This window comes from Streptomyces sp. NPDC037242, from assembly GCF_055604165.1.
Map to the genome: position 1 here is coordinate 1 of NZ_JBVJUY010000044.1, position 17,660 is coordinate 17,660.

The 17,660-nt window shown below is 72.2% G+C and carries 15 protein-coding genes and 1 pseudogene; 10 read left to right on the plus strand and 6 right to left on the minus strand.

Translation table 11 applies throughout. The annotated features are described in order from the left end of the window. Positions 1-75: pseudogene (locus tag ACZ7GJ_RS34855) on the plus strand (lytic transglycosylase domain-containing protein); the annotation flags it as partial. Positions 76-211: 136 nt separating this feature from the next. On the opposite strand, the gene ACZ7GJ_RS34860 reads toward ACZ7GJ_RS34855, so the two are convergent. After that, positions 212-1,381, minus strand: a complete 1,170-nt coding sequence (locus ACZ7GJ_RS34860) for a steroid 3-ketoacyl-CoA thiolase (protein ID WP_470757524.1) — start codon at positions 1,379-1,381, stop codon at positions 212-214. A 258-nt stretch (positions 1,382-1,639) separates the two neighbouring features. Here ACZ7GJ_RS34860 and ACZ7GJ_RS34865 point away from each other — a divergent pair, with 258 nt between their 5' ends. After that, entirely contained in the window at positions 1,640-2,884 is a 1,245-nt protein-coding gene (locus tag ACZ7GJ_RS34865) for a cytochrome P450 (RefSeq protein WP_470757525.1), read from the plus strand. Between the two features lie 259 nt (positions 2,885-3,143). Continuing rightward, the gene (locus ACZ7GJ_RS34870; RefSeq protein WP_470757526.1) at positions 3,144-4,511 is read left to right on the plus strand and encodes an FAD-binding oxidoreductase; all 1,368 of its coding nucleotides are present in this window, start codon (positions 3,144-3,146) and stop codon (positions 4,509-4,511) included. A 42-nt stretch (positions 4,512-4,553) separates the two neighbouring features. Here the strand turns inward: ACZ7GJ_RS34870 and ACZ7GJ_RS34875 are convergent, their stop codons facing one another. Then, positions 4,554-6,584, minus strand: a complete 2,031-nt coding sequence (locus ACZ7GJ_RS34875) for a bifunctional glycosyltransferase 87/phosphatase PAP2 family protein (protein WP_470757528.1) — start codon at positions 6,582-6,584, stop codon at positions 4,554-4,556. Positions 6,585-6,705: 121 nt separating this feature from the next. Here ACZ7GJ_RS34875 and ACZ7GJ_RS34880 point away from each other — a divergent pair, with 121 nt between their 5' ends. Then, a complete protein-coding gene (locus tag ACZ7GJ_RS34880) occupies positions 6,706-7,059 on the plus strand; it encodes an antibiotic biosynthesis monooxygenase family protein (RefSeq protein WP_470757530.1) in 354 nt (117 codons plus the stop codon). 76 nt (positions 7,060-7,135) lie between these two features. Here ACZ7GJ_RS34880 and ACZ7GJ_RS34885 read toward each other — a convergent pair whose 3' ends face one another. After that, positions 7,136-7,531, minus strand: a complete 396-nt coding sequence (locus ACZ7GJ_RS34885; protein ID WP_470757532.1) for a nuclear transport factor 2 family protein — start codon at positions 7,529-7,531, stop codon at positions 7,136-7,138. Positions 7,532-7,638: 107 nt separating this feature from the next. Here ACZ7GJ_RS34885 and ACZ7GJ_RS34890 point away from each other — a divergent pair, with 107 nt between their 5' ends. Next, a complete protein-coding gene (locus ACZ7GJ_RS34890) occupies positions 7,639-8,148 on the plus strand; it encodes a GNAT family N-acetyltransferase (RefSeq protein WP_470757534.1) in 510 nt (169 codons plus the stop codon). A 23-nt stretch (positions 8,149-8,171) separates the two neighbouring features. On the opposite strand, the gene ACZ7GJ_RS34895 is transcribed toward ACZ7GJ_RS34890, so the two are convergent. Beyond that, positions 8,172-10,229, minus strand: coding sequence for an MDR family MFS transporter (locus ACZ7GJ_RS34895; RefSeq protein WP_470757536.1), 2,058 nt, complete (start codon positions 10,227-10,229; stop codon positions 8,172-8,174). 880 nt (positions 10,230-11,109) lie between these two features. On the opposite strand from ACZ7GJ_RS34895, the gene ACZ7GJ_RS34900 reads away from it, so the two are divergent. Beyond that, positions 11,110-11,697, plus strand: coding sequence for a peptidoglycan-binding domain-containing protein (locus ACZ7GJ_RS34900; protein WP_470757538.1), 588 nt, complete (start codon positions 11,110-11,112; stop codon positions 11,695-11,697). A gap of 133 nt (positions 11,698-11,830) precedes the next feature. Continuing rightward, on the plus strand, positions 11,831-12,508 hold the full coding sequence (locus ACZ7GJ_RS34905; RefSeq protein ID WP_470757539.1) for an HAD-IA family hydrolase: 678 nt from the start codon (positions 11,831-11,833) through the stop codon (positions 12,506-12,508). Positions 12,509-12,601: 93 nt separating this feature from the next. Here the strand turns inward: ACZ7GJ_RS34905 and ACZ7GJ_RS34910 are convergent, their stop codons facing one another. Beyond that, positions 12,602-13,123, minus strand: coding sequence for a DinB family protein (locus tag ACZ7GJ_RS34910; protein ID WP_470757619.1), 522 nt, complete (start codon positions 13,121-13,123; stop codon positions 12,602-12,604). A gap of 141 nt (positions 13,124-13,264) precedes the next feature. Further along, positions 13,265-13,846: a TMEM165/GDT1 family protein gene (locus ACZ7GJ_RS34915; protein ID WP_470757541.1), complete on the minus strand. Its 582-nt coding sequence runs from the start codon at positions 13,844-13,846 to the stop codon at positions 13,265-13,267. 509 nt (positions 13,847-14,355) lie between these two features. On the opposite strand from ACZ7GJ_RS34915, the gene ACZ7GJ_RS34920 reads away from it, so the two are divergent. The 3 genes from ACZ7GJ_RS34920 (at position 14,356) to ACZ7GJ_RS34930 (ending at position 17,567) form a co-directional block, all read left to right on the plus strand. Then, entirely contained in the window at positions 14,356-15,000 is a 645-nt protein-coding gene (locus tag ACZ7GJ_RS34920; protein ID WP_470757621.1) for an HNH endonuclease family protein, read from the plus strand. A gap of 110 nt (positions 15,001-15,110) precedes the next feature. Next, entirely contained in the window at positions 15,111-16,784 is a 1,674-nt protein-coding gene (locus ACZ7GJ_RS34925) for an alkaline phosphatase D family protein (RefSeq protein WP_470757543.1), read from the plus strand. Between the two features lie 171 nt (positions 16,785-16,955). Continuing rightward, the gene (locus ACZ7GJ_RS34930; protein WP_470757545.1) at positions 16,956-17,567 is read left to right on the plus strand and encodes a DedA family protein; all 612 of its coding nucleotides are present in this window, start codon (positions 16,956-16,958) and stop codon (positions 17,565-17,567) included. The last annotated feature ends 93 nt before the right edge of the window (positions 17,568-17,660 follow it).

Consider the following 17,660-nt stretch of genomic DNA (forward strand, 5'->3'; position numbering starts at 1 on the left):
CTGGACTACATGAACTCCCGCTACGGCAGCCCCGTCGGCGCCTGGAACTTCTGGCAGTCCCACCACTGGTACTGAGCCGACCAGCGGTAGAAGAGCAGGCATGCATGCAGGCATGCGAAGGCCCCGGTGGCCGACCTCCCCAGGTCGGCCACCGGGGCCTTCTGCTTCCCATCCCACTGGGTCCGAGAGCAGCGCCCGAGTGCCGCTACCGCTACAGGCGCTGGATGATCGTGCCGGTCGCCAGCGCGCCTCCCGCGCACATGGTGATCAGCGCGAATTCCTTGTCGCGCCGCTCCAGCTCGTGCAGCGCGGTGGTGATCAGCCGGGCGCCGGTGGCGCCGACGGGGTGCCCCAGTGCGATGCCGCCGCCGTTGACGTTGACCTTCTCCAGGTCCTGGTCGAAGACCTGGGCCCAGCTGAGGACGACGGAGGCGAAGGCCTCGTTGATCTCGACGAGGTCGATGTCCTTGAGGGACATCCCGGCCTTGCCGAGCACCGCCCGCGTCGCGTCGATCGGGCCGTCCAGGTGGAAGTGCGGGTCGGAGCCGACCAGCGTCTGGGCGACGATCCGGGCGCGCGGCTTCAGCTTCAGCGCCCGGGCCATCTTGCGCGAGGCCCACATCACGGCGGCGGCCCCGTCGGATATCTGCGAGGAGTTCCCGGCAGTGTGCACGGCGGTCGGCATGACCGGCTTGAGGCGGGCCAGCGCCTCCATGCTGGTGTCGCGCAGGCCCTCGTCCCGGTCGACGAGCCGCCACATGCCCTGCCCGGCGGCCTGCTCCTCCTCCGTCGTCGGGACCTGGACGGCGAAGGTCTCGCGCTTGAACCGCTCCTCGGCCCACGCGGTGGCGGCCCGCTGCTGCGACAGCACGCCGAGCCTGTCGACGTCCTCGCGGGTCAGGCCCCGGTGGCGGGCGATCCGCTCGGCGGCTTCGAACTGGTTGGGGAGGTCGACGTTCCACTCGTCCGGGAAGGGCTTCCCGGGGCCGTGCTTGGAGCCGGATCCCAGCGGTACCCGGCTCATGGCCTCGACGCCGCAGGCGATGCCGATGTCCATGACGCCGCCGGAGATCATGTTGGCGATCATGTGGTTGGCCTGCTGGGAGCTGCCGCACTGGCAGTCCACGGTCGTCGCCGCGGTCTCGTACGGGAGTCCCATGGCGAGCCAGGCGTTGCGGGCGGGGTTCATCGACTGCTCGCCGGCATGGGTGACGGTGCCGCCGACGATCTGCTCGACGCAGTCGGGCTGGATCCCCGTACGGGCGAGGAGCTCGCGGTAGGTCTCGCCGAGCAGGTAGGCGGGGTGAAGGTTGGCGAGTGCGCCCCCGCGCTTGCCGATGGGGGTGCGTACGGCTTCGACGATGACGGGTTCCGCGGCCATGAGCTCGTCCTCTCCTGCGTAGCGCGTAGCGCACAGCGCGCCTCGGCTGGCGGGCCGTCCCGGCGCCCCGCCCGAACTAGTACGCGTTCTAGTTCTCCCCGCAGTCTTATGACCAGAAGCCCCGGCACGCAAGGGTCTTGCACGCGGCTTACACGGATTCCACACGCAACAGTTGGCGCGAGGACCCTTGTCACTTCTAGAACTCGTTACTACCTTCAAGCCACCATCTGATGGGCCGTCAGACTTTGGAGTCGCCCGATGCCCTGTCCCGTGCTGCCCGAAGGCTTCGACGCCACCGACCCCGACCTGCTCCAAGACCGGGTCCCCTTCCCGGAGTTCGCGCAGCTTCGACAGACGTCGCCCGTGTGGTGGTGCCCGCAGCGGCGGGGCGTCACCGGTTTCGACGACGAGGGCTACTGGGTCGTCACCCGGCACGCGGACGTCAAGTACGTCTCCACGCACCCGGAGCTGTTCTCCTCCACGACCAACACGGCGATCATCCGCTTCAACGAGCACATCCAGCGTGAGCAGATAGATGCCCAGCGCCTGATCATGCTGAACATGGATCCGCCGGAACACACCCGCGTACGCCAGATCGTGCAGCGGGGCTTCACCCCGCGGGCCATCCGCGGCCTGGAGGACGCCCTGCGCGACCGGGCGCGGAAGATCGTCGCGGAGGCGCTGGCCGCCTCGGGCGACGGCAGCTTCGACTTCGTCACGCAGGTGGCCTGCGAGCTCCCGCTGCAAGCCATCGCCGAGCTGATCGGCGTACCGCAGAAGGACCGCGCCAAGATCTTCGACTGGTCGAACAAGATGATCGCGTACGACGACCCGGAGTACGCCATCACCGAGGAGGTCGGCTCCGAGGCGGCGATGGAGCTCATCGGCTACGCGATGAACCTGTCCGCCGAGCGCAAGGAGTGCCCGGCCAAGGACATCGTCACGCAGCTGGTGGCGGCGGAGGGCCAGGGCAACCTCGGCTCCGACGAGTTCGGCTTCTTCGTGCTGCTGCTGGCGGTCGCGGGCAACGAGACCACGCGCAATGCCATCAGCCACGGCATGCACGCCTTCCTGACCCACCCCGACCAGTGGGAGCTCTACAAGGCGACCCGGCCGGCCACGGCCGCCGAGGAGATCGTGCGCTGGGCCACCCCCGTGGTGTCCTTCCAGCGCACGGCCACCCAGGACACCGAACTGGGCGGCCAGAAGATCAAGGCGGGCGACCGGGTGGGGATGTTCTACTCCTCCGCCAACCACGACCCCGAGGTCTTCGAGAACCCGGACGTCTTCGACATCACCCGCGACCCCAACCCGCACCTCGGCTTCGGCGGCGGAGGCCCGCACTTCTGCCTCGGCAAGTCCCTGGCCATCATGGAGATCGACCTGATCTTCAACGCGCTGGCCGACGCGCTGCCCGACCTGCGCCTGGCCGGCGAGGCCCCGCGGCGACTGCGCGCGGCCTGGCTCAACGGCATCAAGGAGCTCCGGGTCAGCCACGGTTGAGCAACCGCGGCCGTACCGGTTCCAGGGCGGCAGGGGCCGTTCCACCCACGCCCGGCCCCTGCCGTCCGCTGGTTCCCCGCCCGCTGGTTCCTGGTCCGTGCTGGGACGCCCGAAGGGGCGCCCGGGGCAGCGCTGCCCCGGGCGCCCCTTCGGTTGGATCGCCGCGTCCGTCAAGGATCACCCTGTTCGGGGGCGGCCGCCACCCGGGTGCGCGCGGGCTTCGAGTGCGCCCGTCACCGCCCGGTGCCAGACTGGAGGCATGGCTACGCTCAGCCAGGCCTTCCGGGGGCGGCTGGTGCGGCCCGAGGACGCCACGTACGACGAGGACCGGCGGGTGTGGAACGGCTCCGTGGACCGGTCCCCCGCCCTCATCGCCTACTGCACAGGCGTCGCGGACGTCATCGACGCCGTGCGCTTCGCCGCGACCTCCGGCCTCCCCCTCGCCGTCCGCAGCGGCGGGCACAGCTTCCCCGGGCAGTCCGTGTGCGACGGCGGCATCGTCATCGACCTCTCGCCCATGCGCGGCATCCGGGTGGACCCCGGCGCCCGTACGGTCAGGGCCCAGGCGGGCGTGCTCCTCGGCGAGCTGGACCGCGAGACGCAGGCGTTCGGGCTGGCCGTACCGGCCGGGATCGTCACGCACACCGGGCTGGCGGGGCTCACGCTCGGCGGCGGGATCGGCTGGCTGATGCGCAAGTACGGGCTCACCATCGACCAGCTCGCCTCCGTGGACCTGGTCACCGCCGACGGGACCTTCGTGAAGGCGAGCGCGGACGAGAACCCGGACCTCTTCTGGGGCGTGCGCGGCGGAGGCGGGAACTTCGGCATCGTCACCGAGTTCGAGTTCCGGCTCAACCCGCTCGGCCCGGTGGTGCTGGCCGGGCCGATCGTGTGGCCGATGGCCGAATCGGCGCGGCTGCTGCGCTTCTACCGCGAGTGGATCACCGACGTCCCGGACGAGCTGACGACGGCGGTCGTCCACCGCAAGGCGCCGGCGGTGGCGTACATACCGCCCGAACTGCACGGCCAGCCGGTCGTGATGGTGGTCTGCTGCTACGCGGGATCGGTCGAGGGAGGCACGCAGGTGCTCCGGCCGCTGCGCGAGGGCGGGCCGGCGCCCGTGCTGGACCTGTGCGCGCCCAAGCCGTTCACCGAGCACCAGGCGATGTTCGACCCGTCCTTCCCGCACGGCCGCTGGTACTACTTCAAGTCCTGCGACGTCGCCCGGCTCAGCGACGAGATCATCGACCGTACGGCCGAGCACGCGTCGCGGATCGTCTCGCCCCTCACCGCCTTCCCGATCTTCCAGCTCGGCGGGGCCATCGCCCGTGTCGGGGAGGACGAGACGGCCTTCGGCGGACGCGGCGCCGGGCACACCTTCAACATCAACGGCACGACCGAGGGTGCCGAGGGCTTCGAGCAGGAGCGCACCTGGGCGCGGGGCCTGTGGTCGGCGCTCGCGCCCCATCAGACGGGGGTCTACACGAACTTCCTGATGGAGGAGGGCGAGGAGCGCGTCGAGCAGGCGTACGGGGCGGAGAAGTACCGGCGTCTGCGGGAGCTGAAACGGCGCTACGACCCCGGCAACCTCTTCCGCCTCAACCAGAACATCCCGCCGGCGGCGTAGCGCGCCTCCGCCGGGACCCGGCGGGATCCGGGCGGGGGCGCGCTACGACGTCCGGGCCGGGGCCCCGACGAGCTCCTGCTCCCCGTCGCGGCCGGCCCTGCGCTGCGCGGGCAGGCTCACGCTCAGGCGGCGCGGCCCGGAGAGCACGTGGACGAGCCCGAAACCGGCGCCGATGACGACCGCGCCGCCGACCGCGTCGAGGACCCAGTGGTTGGCGGTGGCCACGATCGCGCACACCGTGATCAGCGGGTGCAGCGCCCCGAGGAGCTTCTGCCACCCCTTCGGCGCGAGCGTCACGATCACGATCCCGCACCACAGCGACCAGCCGAAGTGCAGCGAGGGCATCGCCGCGTACTGGTTCGAGATCGCGGTCATGGCCCCGTACTGGGGGTTCGCGAGGTCCTGCACCCCGTGCACGGTGTCGACGAACCCGAGATCGGGCATCAGGCGCGGCGGCGCGAGCGGGTAGAGCCAGAAGCCGATGAGCGCGAGGACGGTGGCCAGGCCCAGCGAGGCGCGCGCCCAGCGGTAGTCGCCCGGGCGGCGCCAGTACAGCACCGCGAGGATCGTCAGCGGGACCACGAAGTGGAAGGAGGTGTAGTAGAAGTTGAAGAACCCTTCCAGCCAGGGTGTTCTCACCACGGCGTGGTTCACGGCGCGCTCGATGTCGATGCCGAGCACCTTCTCGATGCCGTGGATCTGGCTGCCGTTGGCCTCGGCGAGGCTGCGGCTGGTGGGCGCGGCTGCCCGGATGTGGGAGTAGAGCGAGTAGCCGACCCGTATCAGCAGCAGTTCCAGCAGCAGGTTGGGGCGCGAGAGCACGCGCCGCCACAACGGCAGCAGCGGCACCCGCGCCCACCGCGCGGGCGCGGGCCGCCCGTAGGCCGTGGGGACCGGCTCGCGCCAGTACGGCGAGGAGCGCGGCAGGAACGGCACCACGCAGGCCGCTGCCAGCGCGGCGAGCAGCGGCACGTTGTCCCGTACGGGGGCCAGCGCGTCCAGGTTGGGCAGCAGCACCGCGCTGGGCAGGGTCATGGCGAGCACCACGGCCACGGGCCACACGGGCCGGTCCGCGGCGCGCTTGCCGACCTTGCCCGCGACGGCGAGCAGCACCCACAGCAGCTGGTGGCGCCACCCGGTCGGGGACACCGCGACGGCGGCGCAGCCGGTGATCGCGACGGCGAGCAGCAGCTGGCCGTCACGGGCGTAGCGGGCGGCCCGGCTCAGGGCGAACCAGGCGACCGCGCCGGCGAGGGCGACGTAGAGCAGGATCTCGCCGGGACCGGTGAGGCCGAGGCGCAGCAGGGCGCCGTGCACGGACTGGTTGGAGAGGCTGTCGGGGGCGCCGCCGAGGCCGGTGCCGGCCAGGTGCTCCACCCAGTACGTCCACGAGTCGCGCGGCAGCGCCGCGAAGGACAGCGCGGTGGCCCCGGCGAAGGTGAGCCCGGCGGTGCGCGCGGCGGGTCGGCGCCCGGTCAGCCACATCAGCGGGGCGAAGAGCAGCAGGGCGGGCTGGAGGGCGGCGGCGAGGCCGATCAGGAAGCCCGAGGGCCGCTCGCCGGGCACCCGGAACACCGCCAGCAGCACCAGCAGCACCGGCATGACGGCGGTCTGGCCGGGCGAGGAGGCCTCGCGCACCGGCAGCGAGACCATCATCAGCGCCACCAGCACGGGCGCGGCGAGCAGTGCGGTGCGCCGCGGGACGGGGTCGGGCAGGCTGCGCGCGGCGAGCAGCCCGACGGCGGCGACGAACAGCAGGGTCACGCAGGTCCAGCCCACCTCCAGCGGGGGCGCCGCGAAGCCGACGAGCGGCTTCAGGACCAGCCCCCCGAAGGGGGTGCCGTTGAACTGGCCGGTTTCGTAGAGCGCCCCCGGCAGTCCGCCGGGGGCGCCGGGGAGGTGGAAGTCGCTGAGCCACTCCCCGGGTGGCATGCGCAGCACGACGGCCGCCTGTCTCACGGCGAGCACTCCCGCCAGCGCCCAGAGCAGGAGGCGCACGGCCCCCAGCCTGCTGGTACCGCCTATGACCCCGGCATGCCCGTTCGCATCACTGTGCTCCGCCGCGTTAGCCACGCCTCGCCGGCCTCCCGCCGTGTTGACCGCAACCCTGACTTCGCCTGGCTGCCGCGCTTCATGCACCACTCCATTACCTGGGGACGACGATATCCTCCGCCGGATCCCTAGGATGGCGCTCATGAGCATCGTGAAGATCAACGCACTGACCGTCCCGGCCGAGCAGCGGGAGGTTCTGGAGCAGCGTTTCGCCTCCCGGGCGGGCGCCGTGGAGAGCTCCGACGGGTTCGAGTGGTTCGAGCTGCTGCGCCCGGTCGAGGGCACCGACCAGTACCTCGTGTACACGCGGTGGCGTTCCGAGGAGGATTTCCAGGCGTGGATGGAGGGCCCGATGAAGGCGGCTCACCAGGGCGGCCCCGCGGCGGGCGGACAGGCCGGCGGCGAGGCCGGCGGGGAGCGTCCGAAGCCGGCGGCGTCGGGGTCCTCGGTGTGGTCGTTCGAGGTCGTGCAGCAGGCCGCGCCGAAGCAGGCGTGACGCGGGAGGGCCCGGGGCCGTGGCCGGTCCCGGGTCCTCGTGCGGTGGGCTCAGCGCAGCTCGGCTCGGGCTCGGCTCAGCTCCAGAAGGCGTCGCTCTCGTCGATGTCGGCGGTGCACTCGTCGATGTCGGTGATCTTGTGGCCGACGATCGTGAAGAAGAGGCCCCCGCGGATCTCGATGCCGCGGTCGCCCCGGTCGCCGCGCGCCGTGTGGACGCTCATGGCGTGGCCGCGGCCGTCGACCATGACGGATTCCAGGTGCACCTGGAAGGTGCCCTTCGTTTCCTCCCCGAGCCGGCGGTAGAGGTCGAGGACGGCCTCCCGCCCCTTGTGGTGCCCGGAGAGCGGGTTGCTGCCCGGGACGTGGTGGATGACGTCGGCCGTGAACAGCGAGCCCAGCGTCTCCATGTCGCCCTTGCCGAAGGCCTCGTAGCCGCGGCGGATCAGGGCACAGTCGGGATGCTCCGACATGACGGTTCACACCCTCCATGTGGGCGGATTGTCCTTTTTCCTATCATCGGCCCGCCCCTGTGGATATTCCAACGCAAGGGGTCCCGGTCGGACTCCACAATGACGCCATGAACACGAACTCGATCACAGCCACAGGCCCTGCCTGGGAAATCACCCCGGAGCTCGTCACGGCCCCGGATGCCACGCTCCTGCGCCGCGCGTACTACGCCGAGGTCGCCGGCCGGTATTGGAAACGGTCCGTCACCGAAGCCGAGATCGACGAGGGACTCGAAGACTTCCCGGACGACGGGCTCCTCCCGCCGACGGGTCAGTTCGTGGTCGGCCGCCTGGGCGGCGAGCCCTTGGCCTGCGGCGGGATCCGCCTGCTCGACCCCGTAACCGCCGAGCTCACCAAGGTGTACGTCGACCCGCGCGCCCGCGGCACCGGCGGCGGGGCGGCACTGCTGGCGGCCCTGGAGGAGGCAAGTCGCGTGCTCGGCGCCGAGCGGGTGCGCCTGGACACCAGGTCGGACCTGGTGGAGGCGCGAGCGTTGTACGCGCGTCACGGGTATGCCGAGATACCCGCCTACAACCACGGCCCCTATGCCGAGCACTGGTTCGAGAAGCCGCTGGTCTGACGGTCGGGGGTCGGGGGTCGGGGTCAGGCGGCCGAGTGGTCCCGGCGCGGCGCCGCGTCGTAGGGCTCCTCGGAGTCGGATCCGCACAGCTCCCGGTTGATCTCCGCGACGAGCTTGGTCAGGTCGGTCGGCCGGTCCGGGCCCCACCAGTCGCCGAGCAGCTCGGCCAGGGACTCCTCCCGGGCGGCGGAGAGCTTCACGGCGCTCTCGCGGCCCTTCTCGGTCAGGACCAGCGCGAGCCCGTCGCGTTCCGCGAGCCCGCGTTCCTCGATCTGGCGGGCGGCGTCCGTGATGGCCCTCAGCGGCACGATGGTGCGCTCGGCGAGCACCGCCGGCTCGGCGGAGCCGTACTTGTTGATCCGCAGCACGAGCCAGCTGGCCGCGGGCAGCAGGTCGAAGCCCGCCCGCTTGGTGATCTTCTCGTAGACGTGGCGGCGGCCCTGGAGCGTTCCCAGCACCGACAGCGCACGGGCCACCTCGTCACGGGAGGAGCGCTGGACGGGGTTGGAGGCCAGGGTCTCCGTGACGTCGGGGGCGGTGACCGAGCCGCGGAGCTTGTCCTCCTTGAGGAACCAGGCGACCGCGAAGGCCACCAGCACCACGGGGACGGCGTAGAGGAAGACGTCGGTGATGGAGGTGGAGTAGGCGTCGAGCACGCGGGGGCGCAGCTCGACGGGGAGTCCGGCGATGGCCCGCGGGTCCGCCTCCAGCCGCGCGATGTCCGTACCGGGCGGCAGGGGTACCCCGGCGAGGGAGGCGGCCAGCTTGTCGTCGAGCCGGTTGGTGAAGATCGTGCCGAAGATGGCCACGCCGAAGGAGGCGCCGATGGAGCGGAAGAAGGTGGCACCGGAGGTGGCGACGCCGAGGTCCGCGTAGCTGACCGCGTTCTGCACCACCAGGACGAGTACCTGCATGACCAGGCCGAGTCCGGCTCCGAAGACGAAGAAGTACGCGCTCATCTCGAAGGTGGAGCTGGTGCGGTGCAGCTGGTGCAGGAGCAGCAGCCCGAGCGCGGTCAGGGCCGTGCCCGCGATCGGGAAGACCTTCCAGCGACCGGTGCGGCTGACGATCTGGCCGGAGCCGGTGGAGGTGATCAGCATGCCGAGCACCATCGGCAGCATGTGGACCCCGGACATGGTGGGCGAGACGCCCTGGACGACCTGGAGGAAGGTCGGCAGGTACACCATCGCCCCGAACATCGCGAAGCCGACGATGAAGCTGATCAGCGAGCAGAGGGTGAAGGTGCGGATCCGGAACAGCTTGAGCGGGAGCACCGGTTCGGCGGCCCGCCGCTCGACGAGGAGGAAGGCGACCAGCAGCACCGCACCGAGCACGGCCAGCCCGATGATCTGGGGCGAGCTCCAGCCCCAGGTGGTGCCGCCGAGGGAGGCGACCAGCACGAGACAGGTGGCGACGGAGGCGATGAGGAAGGTGCCGAGGTAGTCGATGGTGTGCTTCTCGGAGCGCACCGGGATGTGCAGGAAGGACGCGATGACGATGAGCGCGACGAGGCCGATGGGGAGGTTGATGTAGAAGACCCAGCGCCAGGACAAGTGGTCCACGAACAGCCCGCCCAGCAGCGGACCCAGCACGCTGGTCGCTCCGAAGACGGCGCCGAAGAGGCCCTGGTACTTGCCGCGCTCGCGCGGCGGGACGATGTCGCCGACGATCGCCATCGACAGCACGATCAGACCGCCGCCGCCGAGGCCCTGCAGGGCCCGGAATCCGATGAGCTGCGGCATGTTCTGCGCCAGACCGCACAGCGCGGAGCCGATCAGGAACAGCACGATGGCGTACTGGAACAACTTCTTGCGCCCGTACTGGTCGCCGAGCTTGCCCCAGAGCGGCGTGGCGGCCGTCGAGGCCAGCATGTAGGCGGTGACGACCCAGGAGAGGTGCGCCATCCCGCCCAGGTCGCTGACGATCGTCGGCAGCGCGGTCGAGACGATCGTCTGGTCGAGCGCGGCGATCAGCAGCCCCAGCAGCAGAGCGCCGATGGACACGAGCACCTCGCGGCCGGCGTGCTCTGCGGTGGGGCCGGACCGCTGCGGGCCGGGCTCCGTGGTCACGTCCTGCACCATCGGCTCCTCCTCAGGGCCGCATCAACAATCTCCATCCTGAGTGGTGTGTCCGGTTATGGCCTCTCGGGCGGGTTGGGCTGCCCCATACGGGTCTGCATAATGCCTGGCAGTAGCCAGGGAGGGAGGGGTTCCAGTGAGCGCTGAACGCTGTCCGGAATGCAATGCCGTGGGTGCCGAGTGCAGGTGTGCGCCGGATGCACGGTTCGAACCCCTGCGCGTCCGCCCGTACGTAACCCTCTCCGACCCCGGCCCCCAGCCCCCACCCCCGCACCCGGTCCGCGACGTGGTCACCCCCACCCCGAACCCGGCAACAACTCCGAGCCACCCCGCAGGCCCGGACTACCCACGGGACCCCGCCCATCGAGCCGCCCCGTCGGGCACCGCGGGCCCCGGCTACCCGTCGGGCGCGGCAGGTCCGGGGTACCCGGCCGGCCCGGCGAGTCCGGCGTACCCGGCGGGTACGGCGGCCCCCGGGCACCTGACAAGGCCGGCAGGTCCGGCCGGACCGAGTCACCCCGCAGGCGCGGAGCGCCCGACGGCCGCTCATCGGGCCGACCCGTCGGGCGCGGCGGGCGCAGGATTCCCGGTCGACCCTGCGACCTTCGAGTACCCCACAGGCGCGGCAGGCCCGGGCTACCCGTCGGGCGCGGCTGCCCCGGGGTTCGCGGCCGACCCCGCGGGCCCGAAGCACCCGACGGCCGCTCATCGAGCCGACCCCTCGGGCGCGGCTGGCCCGGGCTACCCGGCCGGCCCGGAGTTCCCGGCCGATCCAGCGGGCCCGGAGTACCCGGAGTTCGCGGCCGACCCGGCCGACGCGGCGGGCTTCGCGTACCCCGCGGGTGCGGCCGGCCCGGGGTACCCGGGAGACGCTGGCGAGACCATGCAGCTGCGGGCCGTCCCGGCTGGGGGTCCGCCCCAGGGGACCCGGCGGCGGCGCATCGGGCCGGTGCTGATCGGGGCGATAGCCGTCGCCGCCCTCGGCACGGGCGCGCTGGCGATGACGCTGCTTCCCGGTTCCGACGGACCCGCCACCGCCCTGCCCGACGCGAAACCCTCCGCTCCGGCGGTGAGCACGGCGGCCCCCTCCGCGCAGTCGGCGACCCCGTCGCCCCCGCGCTCCCCCTCGCCCAGCGCCTCCGCCTCCCGCTCCCCGTCGCCCTCCCCCTCCCCGTCCCCCAGCCGCACCGCGACCACGCCGCCGCCCAGCCCGTCGCCCACCCCCAGCCGCTCCGCGAGCACCCCGCCGCCACCCGCGCAGACCCCGACCCTGCGCTACGGGGACTCGGGCCCGGAGGTGGAGAAGCTCCAGCGCCTGCTGGCGGCCGAGCACCTGTACCGCGGCAAGTTCGACGGCAGGTTCGGCGACCGCGTCGAGGAGGCGGTCTCCACCTTCCAGTGGGACAACGGCATCGACGAGGACCCCTGGGGCGTCTACGGCCCTGCCACCCGCGCGGCCCTGGAGGGATGAGTCACACCCCCCGGGATGGCGCGAACCCCCTCGGGTTTTGTATCGTGAAGGAACAAAGTGGTTCCGTCCTCACTCCCTGACCGGTGGACGGAACCACTTGTTCTCTTTTCCCGCCCCGTCTGGAGCCACGAAGATGCCGGCCAGCACCACCGCCCCCGTAGTCCTGACCGCCAAGGCCCTGCTCCTGGACATGGACGGCACCATCGTCAACTCCGACGCCGTGGTCGAACGCTGCTGGCGCGACTGGGCCGTCTCCCACGGCCTGGACCCCGAGGAGGCCCTCAAGGTCGTCCACGGCCGCCAGGGCTACGCCACCATGGCCATCCTGCTCCCGGACCGCCCCATGGAGCAGAACCGCGCCGAGAACGCGGTGATGCTCGCCCGCGAGACCGCCGACACCGACGGCGTCGTGCCGGTCGGCGGCGCCGCGGAGTTCATGGCCTCCCTCACCGCCCTGCCGCACGCCCTGGTCACCTCCGCCGACGCCGCCCTGGCCACGGCCCGGATGACCGCCGCGGCCCTGCCGATGCCCGAGGTCCGCGTCACCGCGGAATCCGTCCAGGACAGCAAGCCCCACCCCGAGGGCTTCCTGAAGGGCGCCGCCGCCCTCGGCGTGGACCCGGCCGACTGCATCGTCTTCGAGGATTCCGCCGCCGGAATCACGGCCGGCCGCGCCGCGGGCATGCGCGTGATCGGCGTCGGCCCCCGCGCCGCCGCCCACGCACCCACGGCCCACGTGCTCGACCTGACGGCCGTCGGCGTCACCGCCGCACCGGACGGGTCCATCCGCCTCACGCTCCACGCGGCCTGACCCCGCCCGGGCGCGCGCCCACCACGGACACGCCGAAGCTCCCCGCCCGACCCGGACGGGGAGCTTCGGCGTTCAGGCGTACCGGCGTACCCGCTACTGCCCGACGCGGCCGTCGATCCGCTCGCGCAGGAAGTCCGCGTGGCCGTTGTGGCGGGCGTACTCCTCGATCATGTGGACCAGGACCTCACGGAGCTCCATCGGCTCCCCGCCGACGTCGCCCGTGACGTCCAGGTCCGGCGCCGCCGCCACGAACCGCTCCGCGAAGGCCACCTCGGCCCGCCACGTCGCCCAGGCCTCGGCGACCACGGCCGGATCGGCCACCGCTCCGGTGAACTCCCCGTCGGGCTCCGCCTCCGTGCGGTAGTGCCTTCGTATCTCCTCGCCCGCCATCACCGCCCGGAACCACTTCTGCTCCACGCCCGCGAGGTGGCGTACGAGACCGAGCAGGGACAGGTTCGACGGCTCCACCGAACGCCGCGCGAGCGCCTCGGCGTCCAGTCCGGCGCACTTCAGCTCCAGCGTCAGCCGCTGGTCGCGCAGGTAGCCCGCGAGCACGGCGACCTCGCCCCGGAACCCCCCGTCGGCACGGGTGTCCTCCTCGGGGCTGACGAACATGTTGGCCCAGCCGAAGGCCCGGGCCCCGTCGGATGCGGCCGTGGAGGCGCGCGCGGAGGCAGGCACGGAGGCGTGCGCGGAGGCGTCGAAGTCGTTCACGCCGCGACCCTGGTCCACCCGCACGCCCCGTGCAACGGAATATCAGCCGACGATCGCCTCGTACAGCGAGAACGCCGCGAGCGCGGCCATCACACCGGCCGCGACCTTGGTGATCAGGCTCAGCGGCACGTACTTCATCAGCGTCCGCCCGCCCAGGATCCCGATGCCCGCGACGGCCCACAGCGCGAGCACCGCGCCGATGCCGACCGAGAGGGGATTGTCGTACCGCGCGGCGAGGTTGGCGGTCATGATCTGCGTGAGGTCGCCGAACTCGGCCACCAGGATCAGCATGAAGCCGGCTCCCGAGACCTTCCAGAAGGACTGGTCGGCGGGCGGCTCGACCTCCTCCTCCCCGTCGCTCTTCTTCAGGAGCAGCATCGCCGCGCCCGCGAGGAACAGGACGCCGACGACGGCCTGGACGAGCCGGTGCGGCAGCAGCGTGAGCACGCTGCCGGCCGCGATGGCGAGTGCGACGTGCACGGCGAAGGCGGCGGCGACGCCCGCGAAGACGTACGAGGCGCGGTAGCGGGTGCCGAGCATCAGACCGGCGAGGGCCGTCTTGTCGGGGAGTTCGGCGAGGAAGACGACGCCGAAGGCGATCGCCGTAACGGTGAAGCTGAACACGGGGGCGGAACCTCAATCGGTCGGGCAGGACGCCATCGGTACCGAGAGACCTGGGGTGTGTCAGGGGTCGCTTCGGCTCGGCGGCGCCCCGGTTGCGTAAACGCATGGCAGGACACTGCGGCCGAAGGTCTCGCTGGCCGACCGCTTGCGCGGCCTGCCTCCGGGCGCCGGCTGGTGTGACCCAGCAGTATGTCGACGGTCCGGCGAAGAGCTACTCCCCTTCTGCTCCATGAAGGGTACGCGACACACTCCGGCAGTCGAAATGGGCCATTGGTCCTGCTTCTGCGGCCCGCACCTCGGCCCGCACCTCCGGATTCACAACTTCCGCTCAATTCCGGACCGTTGCAGACCTCGCCATGACATGCCCATGTCTCCACACTGTCACCTGGCGCCCATCCCCGCGAAACCCGGCGCCGCCAGCATGGCCAGGCCCCCGTCCGCGGGGCGCCCGGACCCACCCCCACCTCCAGGGAGCCCGCATGTCCCCCACACCGTCCTCCGCGTCCCGCATGCCCGGCATCTACGCGCGTCGACTTGGCATGCTCACGGCAACACTTGCCCTCGCCGCCCTCACCACCCTCGTCAACGCCCCCACCGCGGCCGCCGCCCCTCCCACCCCCATGAGCGCCTCGGCCGCCCGCTCGTACCTCGCCACGGTGACCCCCAGGGCCGAGGGCTCCACCAGCGGCTACAGCCGCGACCTGTTCCCGCACTGGAGCACCGTCTCCGGCGCCTGCAACACCCGCGAGACCGTCCTCAAGCGCGACGGCGTGAACGTCGTCCAGGACTCCGCGTGCGCCGCCGTCAGCGGAAGCTGGTACTCCGAGTACGACGGCGCCACCTGGACCGCCGCCTCCGACCTCGACATCGACCACGTCGTCGCCCTCGCCGAGGCCTGGCGCTCGGGCGCCGGCTCCTGGACCACGGCCAAGCGCCAGCAGTTCGCCAACGACCTCACCCGCCCCCAGCTCATAGCGGTCACCGACAACGTCAACCAGGCCAAGGGCGACCTCGACCCCGGCAAGTGGCTGCCGCCGCGCACCGCCTACCGCTGCACGTACGCCCGCATGTGGGTCCACGTGAAGCAGTACTGGGGCCTGAGCATGGACTCCAACGAGAAGACCGCCCTGGTCAACATCCTCAACGCCTGCTGACAACCCGGGAGCCGACCCCTGGCCATGGATCTTTCCCCCACCAGGGGGAGGCCGAGCGCCCCCTCCCCGTCGTAACGTGATCGAAGCGACAACCGAGGAGGGGGAGTTGCATGGCCGGAATGCGCTTGGGACCACTGCTGCGCTACATCGACTGGGACACGGGCGGCTCCGCCACCATATGGGTCGAGGCGGACCGCCCGTGCACGGCCGAGGTGCGCTGCGCCGACGGGGCCGGCGGCAGTGTGCGCACCTTCCAGATCGCCGGGCACCACTACGCGCTGGTACCGGTGACGGGCCTGACGCCGGGCGCCACCACGGCGTATGAGGTGCTGCTCGACGGCGTCCGCGTCTGGCCGCTGCCCGACAGCCCCTTCCCGCCGAGCACGATCACCACCCCCGCCGTCCCCGGCCACGCGCCCTCGGCCCGCTCCGCCTCCGGTCCGGGCCTGCGCCTCACCTTCGGCTCCTGCCGCCAGGCCGCCCCGCCCGCCGACCGGCACGGACCGCATGGACCGGACGCGCTCGACACCCTGGCGGCGCGGCTGGCCGCCGACCCGGAGGCGGTGCGGCCCGATGTCCTCCTGCTGCTCGGCGACCAGGTGTATGCCGACCACCTGTCCCGGGAGACCCGGCAGTGGCTCGCGGCGCGGCGGGACCTGCGCGAGGCCCCGGGCGCCCAGGTCGCGGACTACGAGGAGTACACCCGGCTCTATTACGAGTCCTGGCTGGACCCCGAGATCCGCTGGCTGCTGTCGACCGTCCCGAGCCTGCAGATATTCGACGACCACGACCTCATCGACGACTGGAACACCAGCGCGGCCTGGGTGGCGGAGATGCGCGCGACCCCCTGGTGGCAGGAGCGGGTGCTCAGCGGGCTGATGTCGTACTGGGTGTACCAGCACCTCGGCAACCTCTCCCCCGCCGAACTGGCGGCCGACGCCCTGTACGGGGCGGTACGGGAAACCCCCGACGGCACCGACGCGCTACGGGCCTTCGCCGCCGCGGCGGACGCCGATCCGGCCACGGCCCGCTGGAGCTACCGGCGCGACTTCGGCCGGTACCGGCTGCTGATGGTGGACACCCGGGCCGCCCGGGTCCTGGCCGAGGACGGCCGGGCCATGCTCGACCCGGCGGAGCACCAGTGGCTCCGGGACAACGCGCTGGAGGGGCACGGCGGTTATGACCACCTGCTCATCGGGGCCTCGCTGCCGTGGCTGATGCCGCCGCTGATACACGACGCCGAGGTGTGGAATGCCGCGCTGTGCCGCGGGGACCGGGGGCCCCGGTGGGCACGGATCGGGGAGAACCTGCGGCGGCGCAGCGATCTGGAGCACTGGGCGGCTTTCCCGGCCTCCTTCGCGGCGCTCAGCGATCTGATCGAGGAGGTGGGGACGGGCCCGCGGGCGCCGGCGACGGTGTGCGTGCTGTCGGGGGACGTCCATCACGCGTATGTGGCCGAGCCCCGAATACCCAGCACGGCCCGGGTGTTCCAGCTGACGTGCTCGCCGGTGCACAACTCCATCCACACCGCCGTGAAGTGGGGGTTCCGGCTGGGCTGGTCGCGCCTGGGCCGGTGGCTGGGCCGCGGATTCTCCCGGCACGGGCGGACCGGCCGCCCGCCGCTGAGCTGGCGGCGTACGGACGGGCCGTGGTTCGGCAACCAGCTGATGACGCTCGCGCTGTCCGGGCGGACGGCCCGGCTCCGGCTCGACCAGGCGCACAGGGAACGGCAGGGCGCCCGGCTGGTGCAGGTGCTCGACCGGGATCTCACCGCTCCGGAGTGACACAGCCGGTTACCGAGGCTTGACACACCGGTGGCCGCTGAGCGCCCCCGGACGTCCGGTGCGCGAACGCCGGGCGTACGCTGTATGGCTGTCAAGCCGCCCCTGCCGCTCCCCGCGACGTCGCGGCGCTTCCACTGCCGAAGCACGTCAACCGGACTGGGGAGTCCCGCTTTGCTTGAGACTCTGGGGTCTCTGACCTCGAGCCCATGGATCTACGCCTTGGTGGCGCTGTCCGTCGTGCTCGACGTCTTCCTGCCGGTGCTGCCGAGCGGGGTACTGGTGATCACCGCGGCGGCGGCCGCTGCCGCCGCCGGGGCCGCCGGACCGGGGGTACCGGACATCCTGGCGCTGCTGGTGACCGCCGTCACCGCCTCGGTGCTGGGCGACATGGCCGCGTACCGGCTGGCCCTGCACGGCGGGGCCCGCCTCGACCGCGCCATCGCCCGCTCCCGCCGGCTGACCCGCGCGCACGAACACCTCGGCACCGCCCTGGCCCGCGGCGGCGGCGCCCTGGTGGTGATCGCCCGTTTCGCCCCGGCCGGCCGCTCGGTGGTCTCCCTGGGCGCGGGGAAGATGCAGCGCAAGGTCAAGGAGTTCCTGCCCTGGTCCGTCCTGGCGGGCACGGCCTGGGCGGGATACAGCGTGTCCCTCGGCTACTTCGGCACCCAGTGGCTCGGCACCACCTGGCTCGGCACCGCGGTCTCCCTGATCGCCCTCTTCGCCGCGGGCGCCCTGGCCGCGTTCCTGATCCGCCGCCCCACCCCCACCCCGGCGACCCCCTGACGGCCCGCCGATCAGCGGCGGCCGTGGGTACCCCGGGCGGAGCAGTCGCTCACCCGTTCACCCGGCACCGATCGCCGTGGCGGGGTTGGGCTC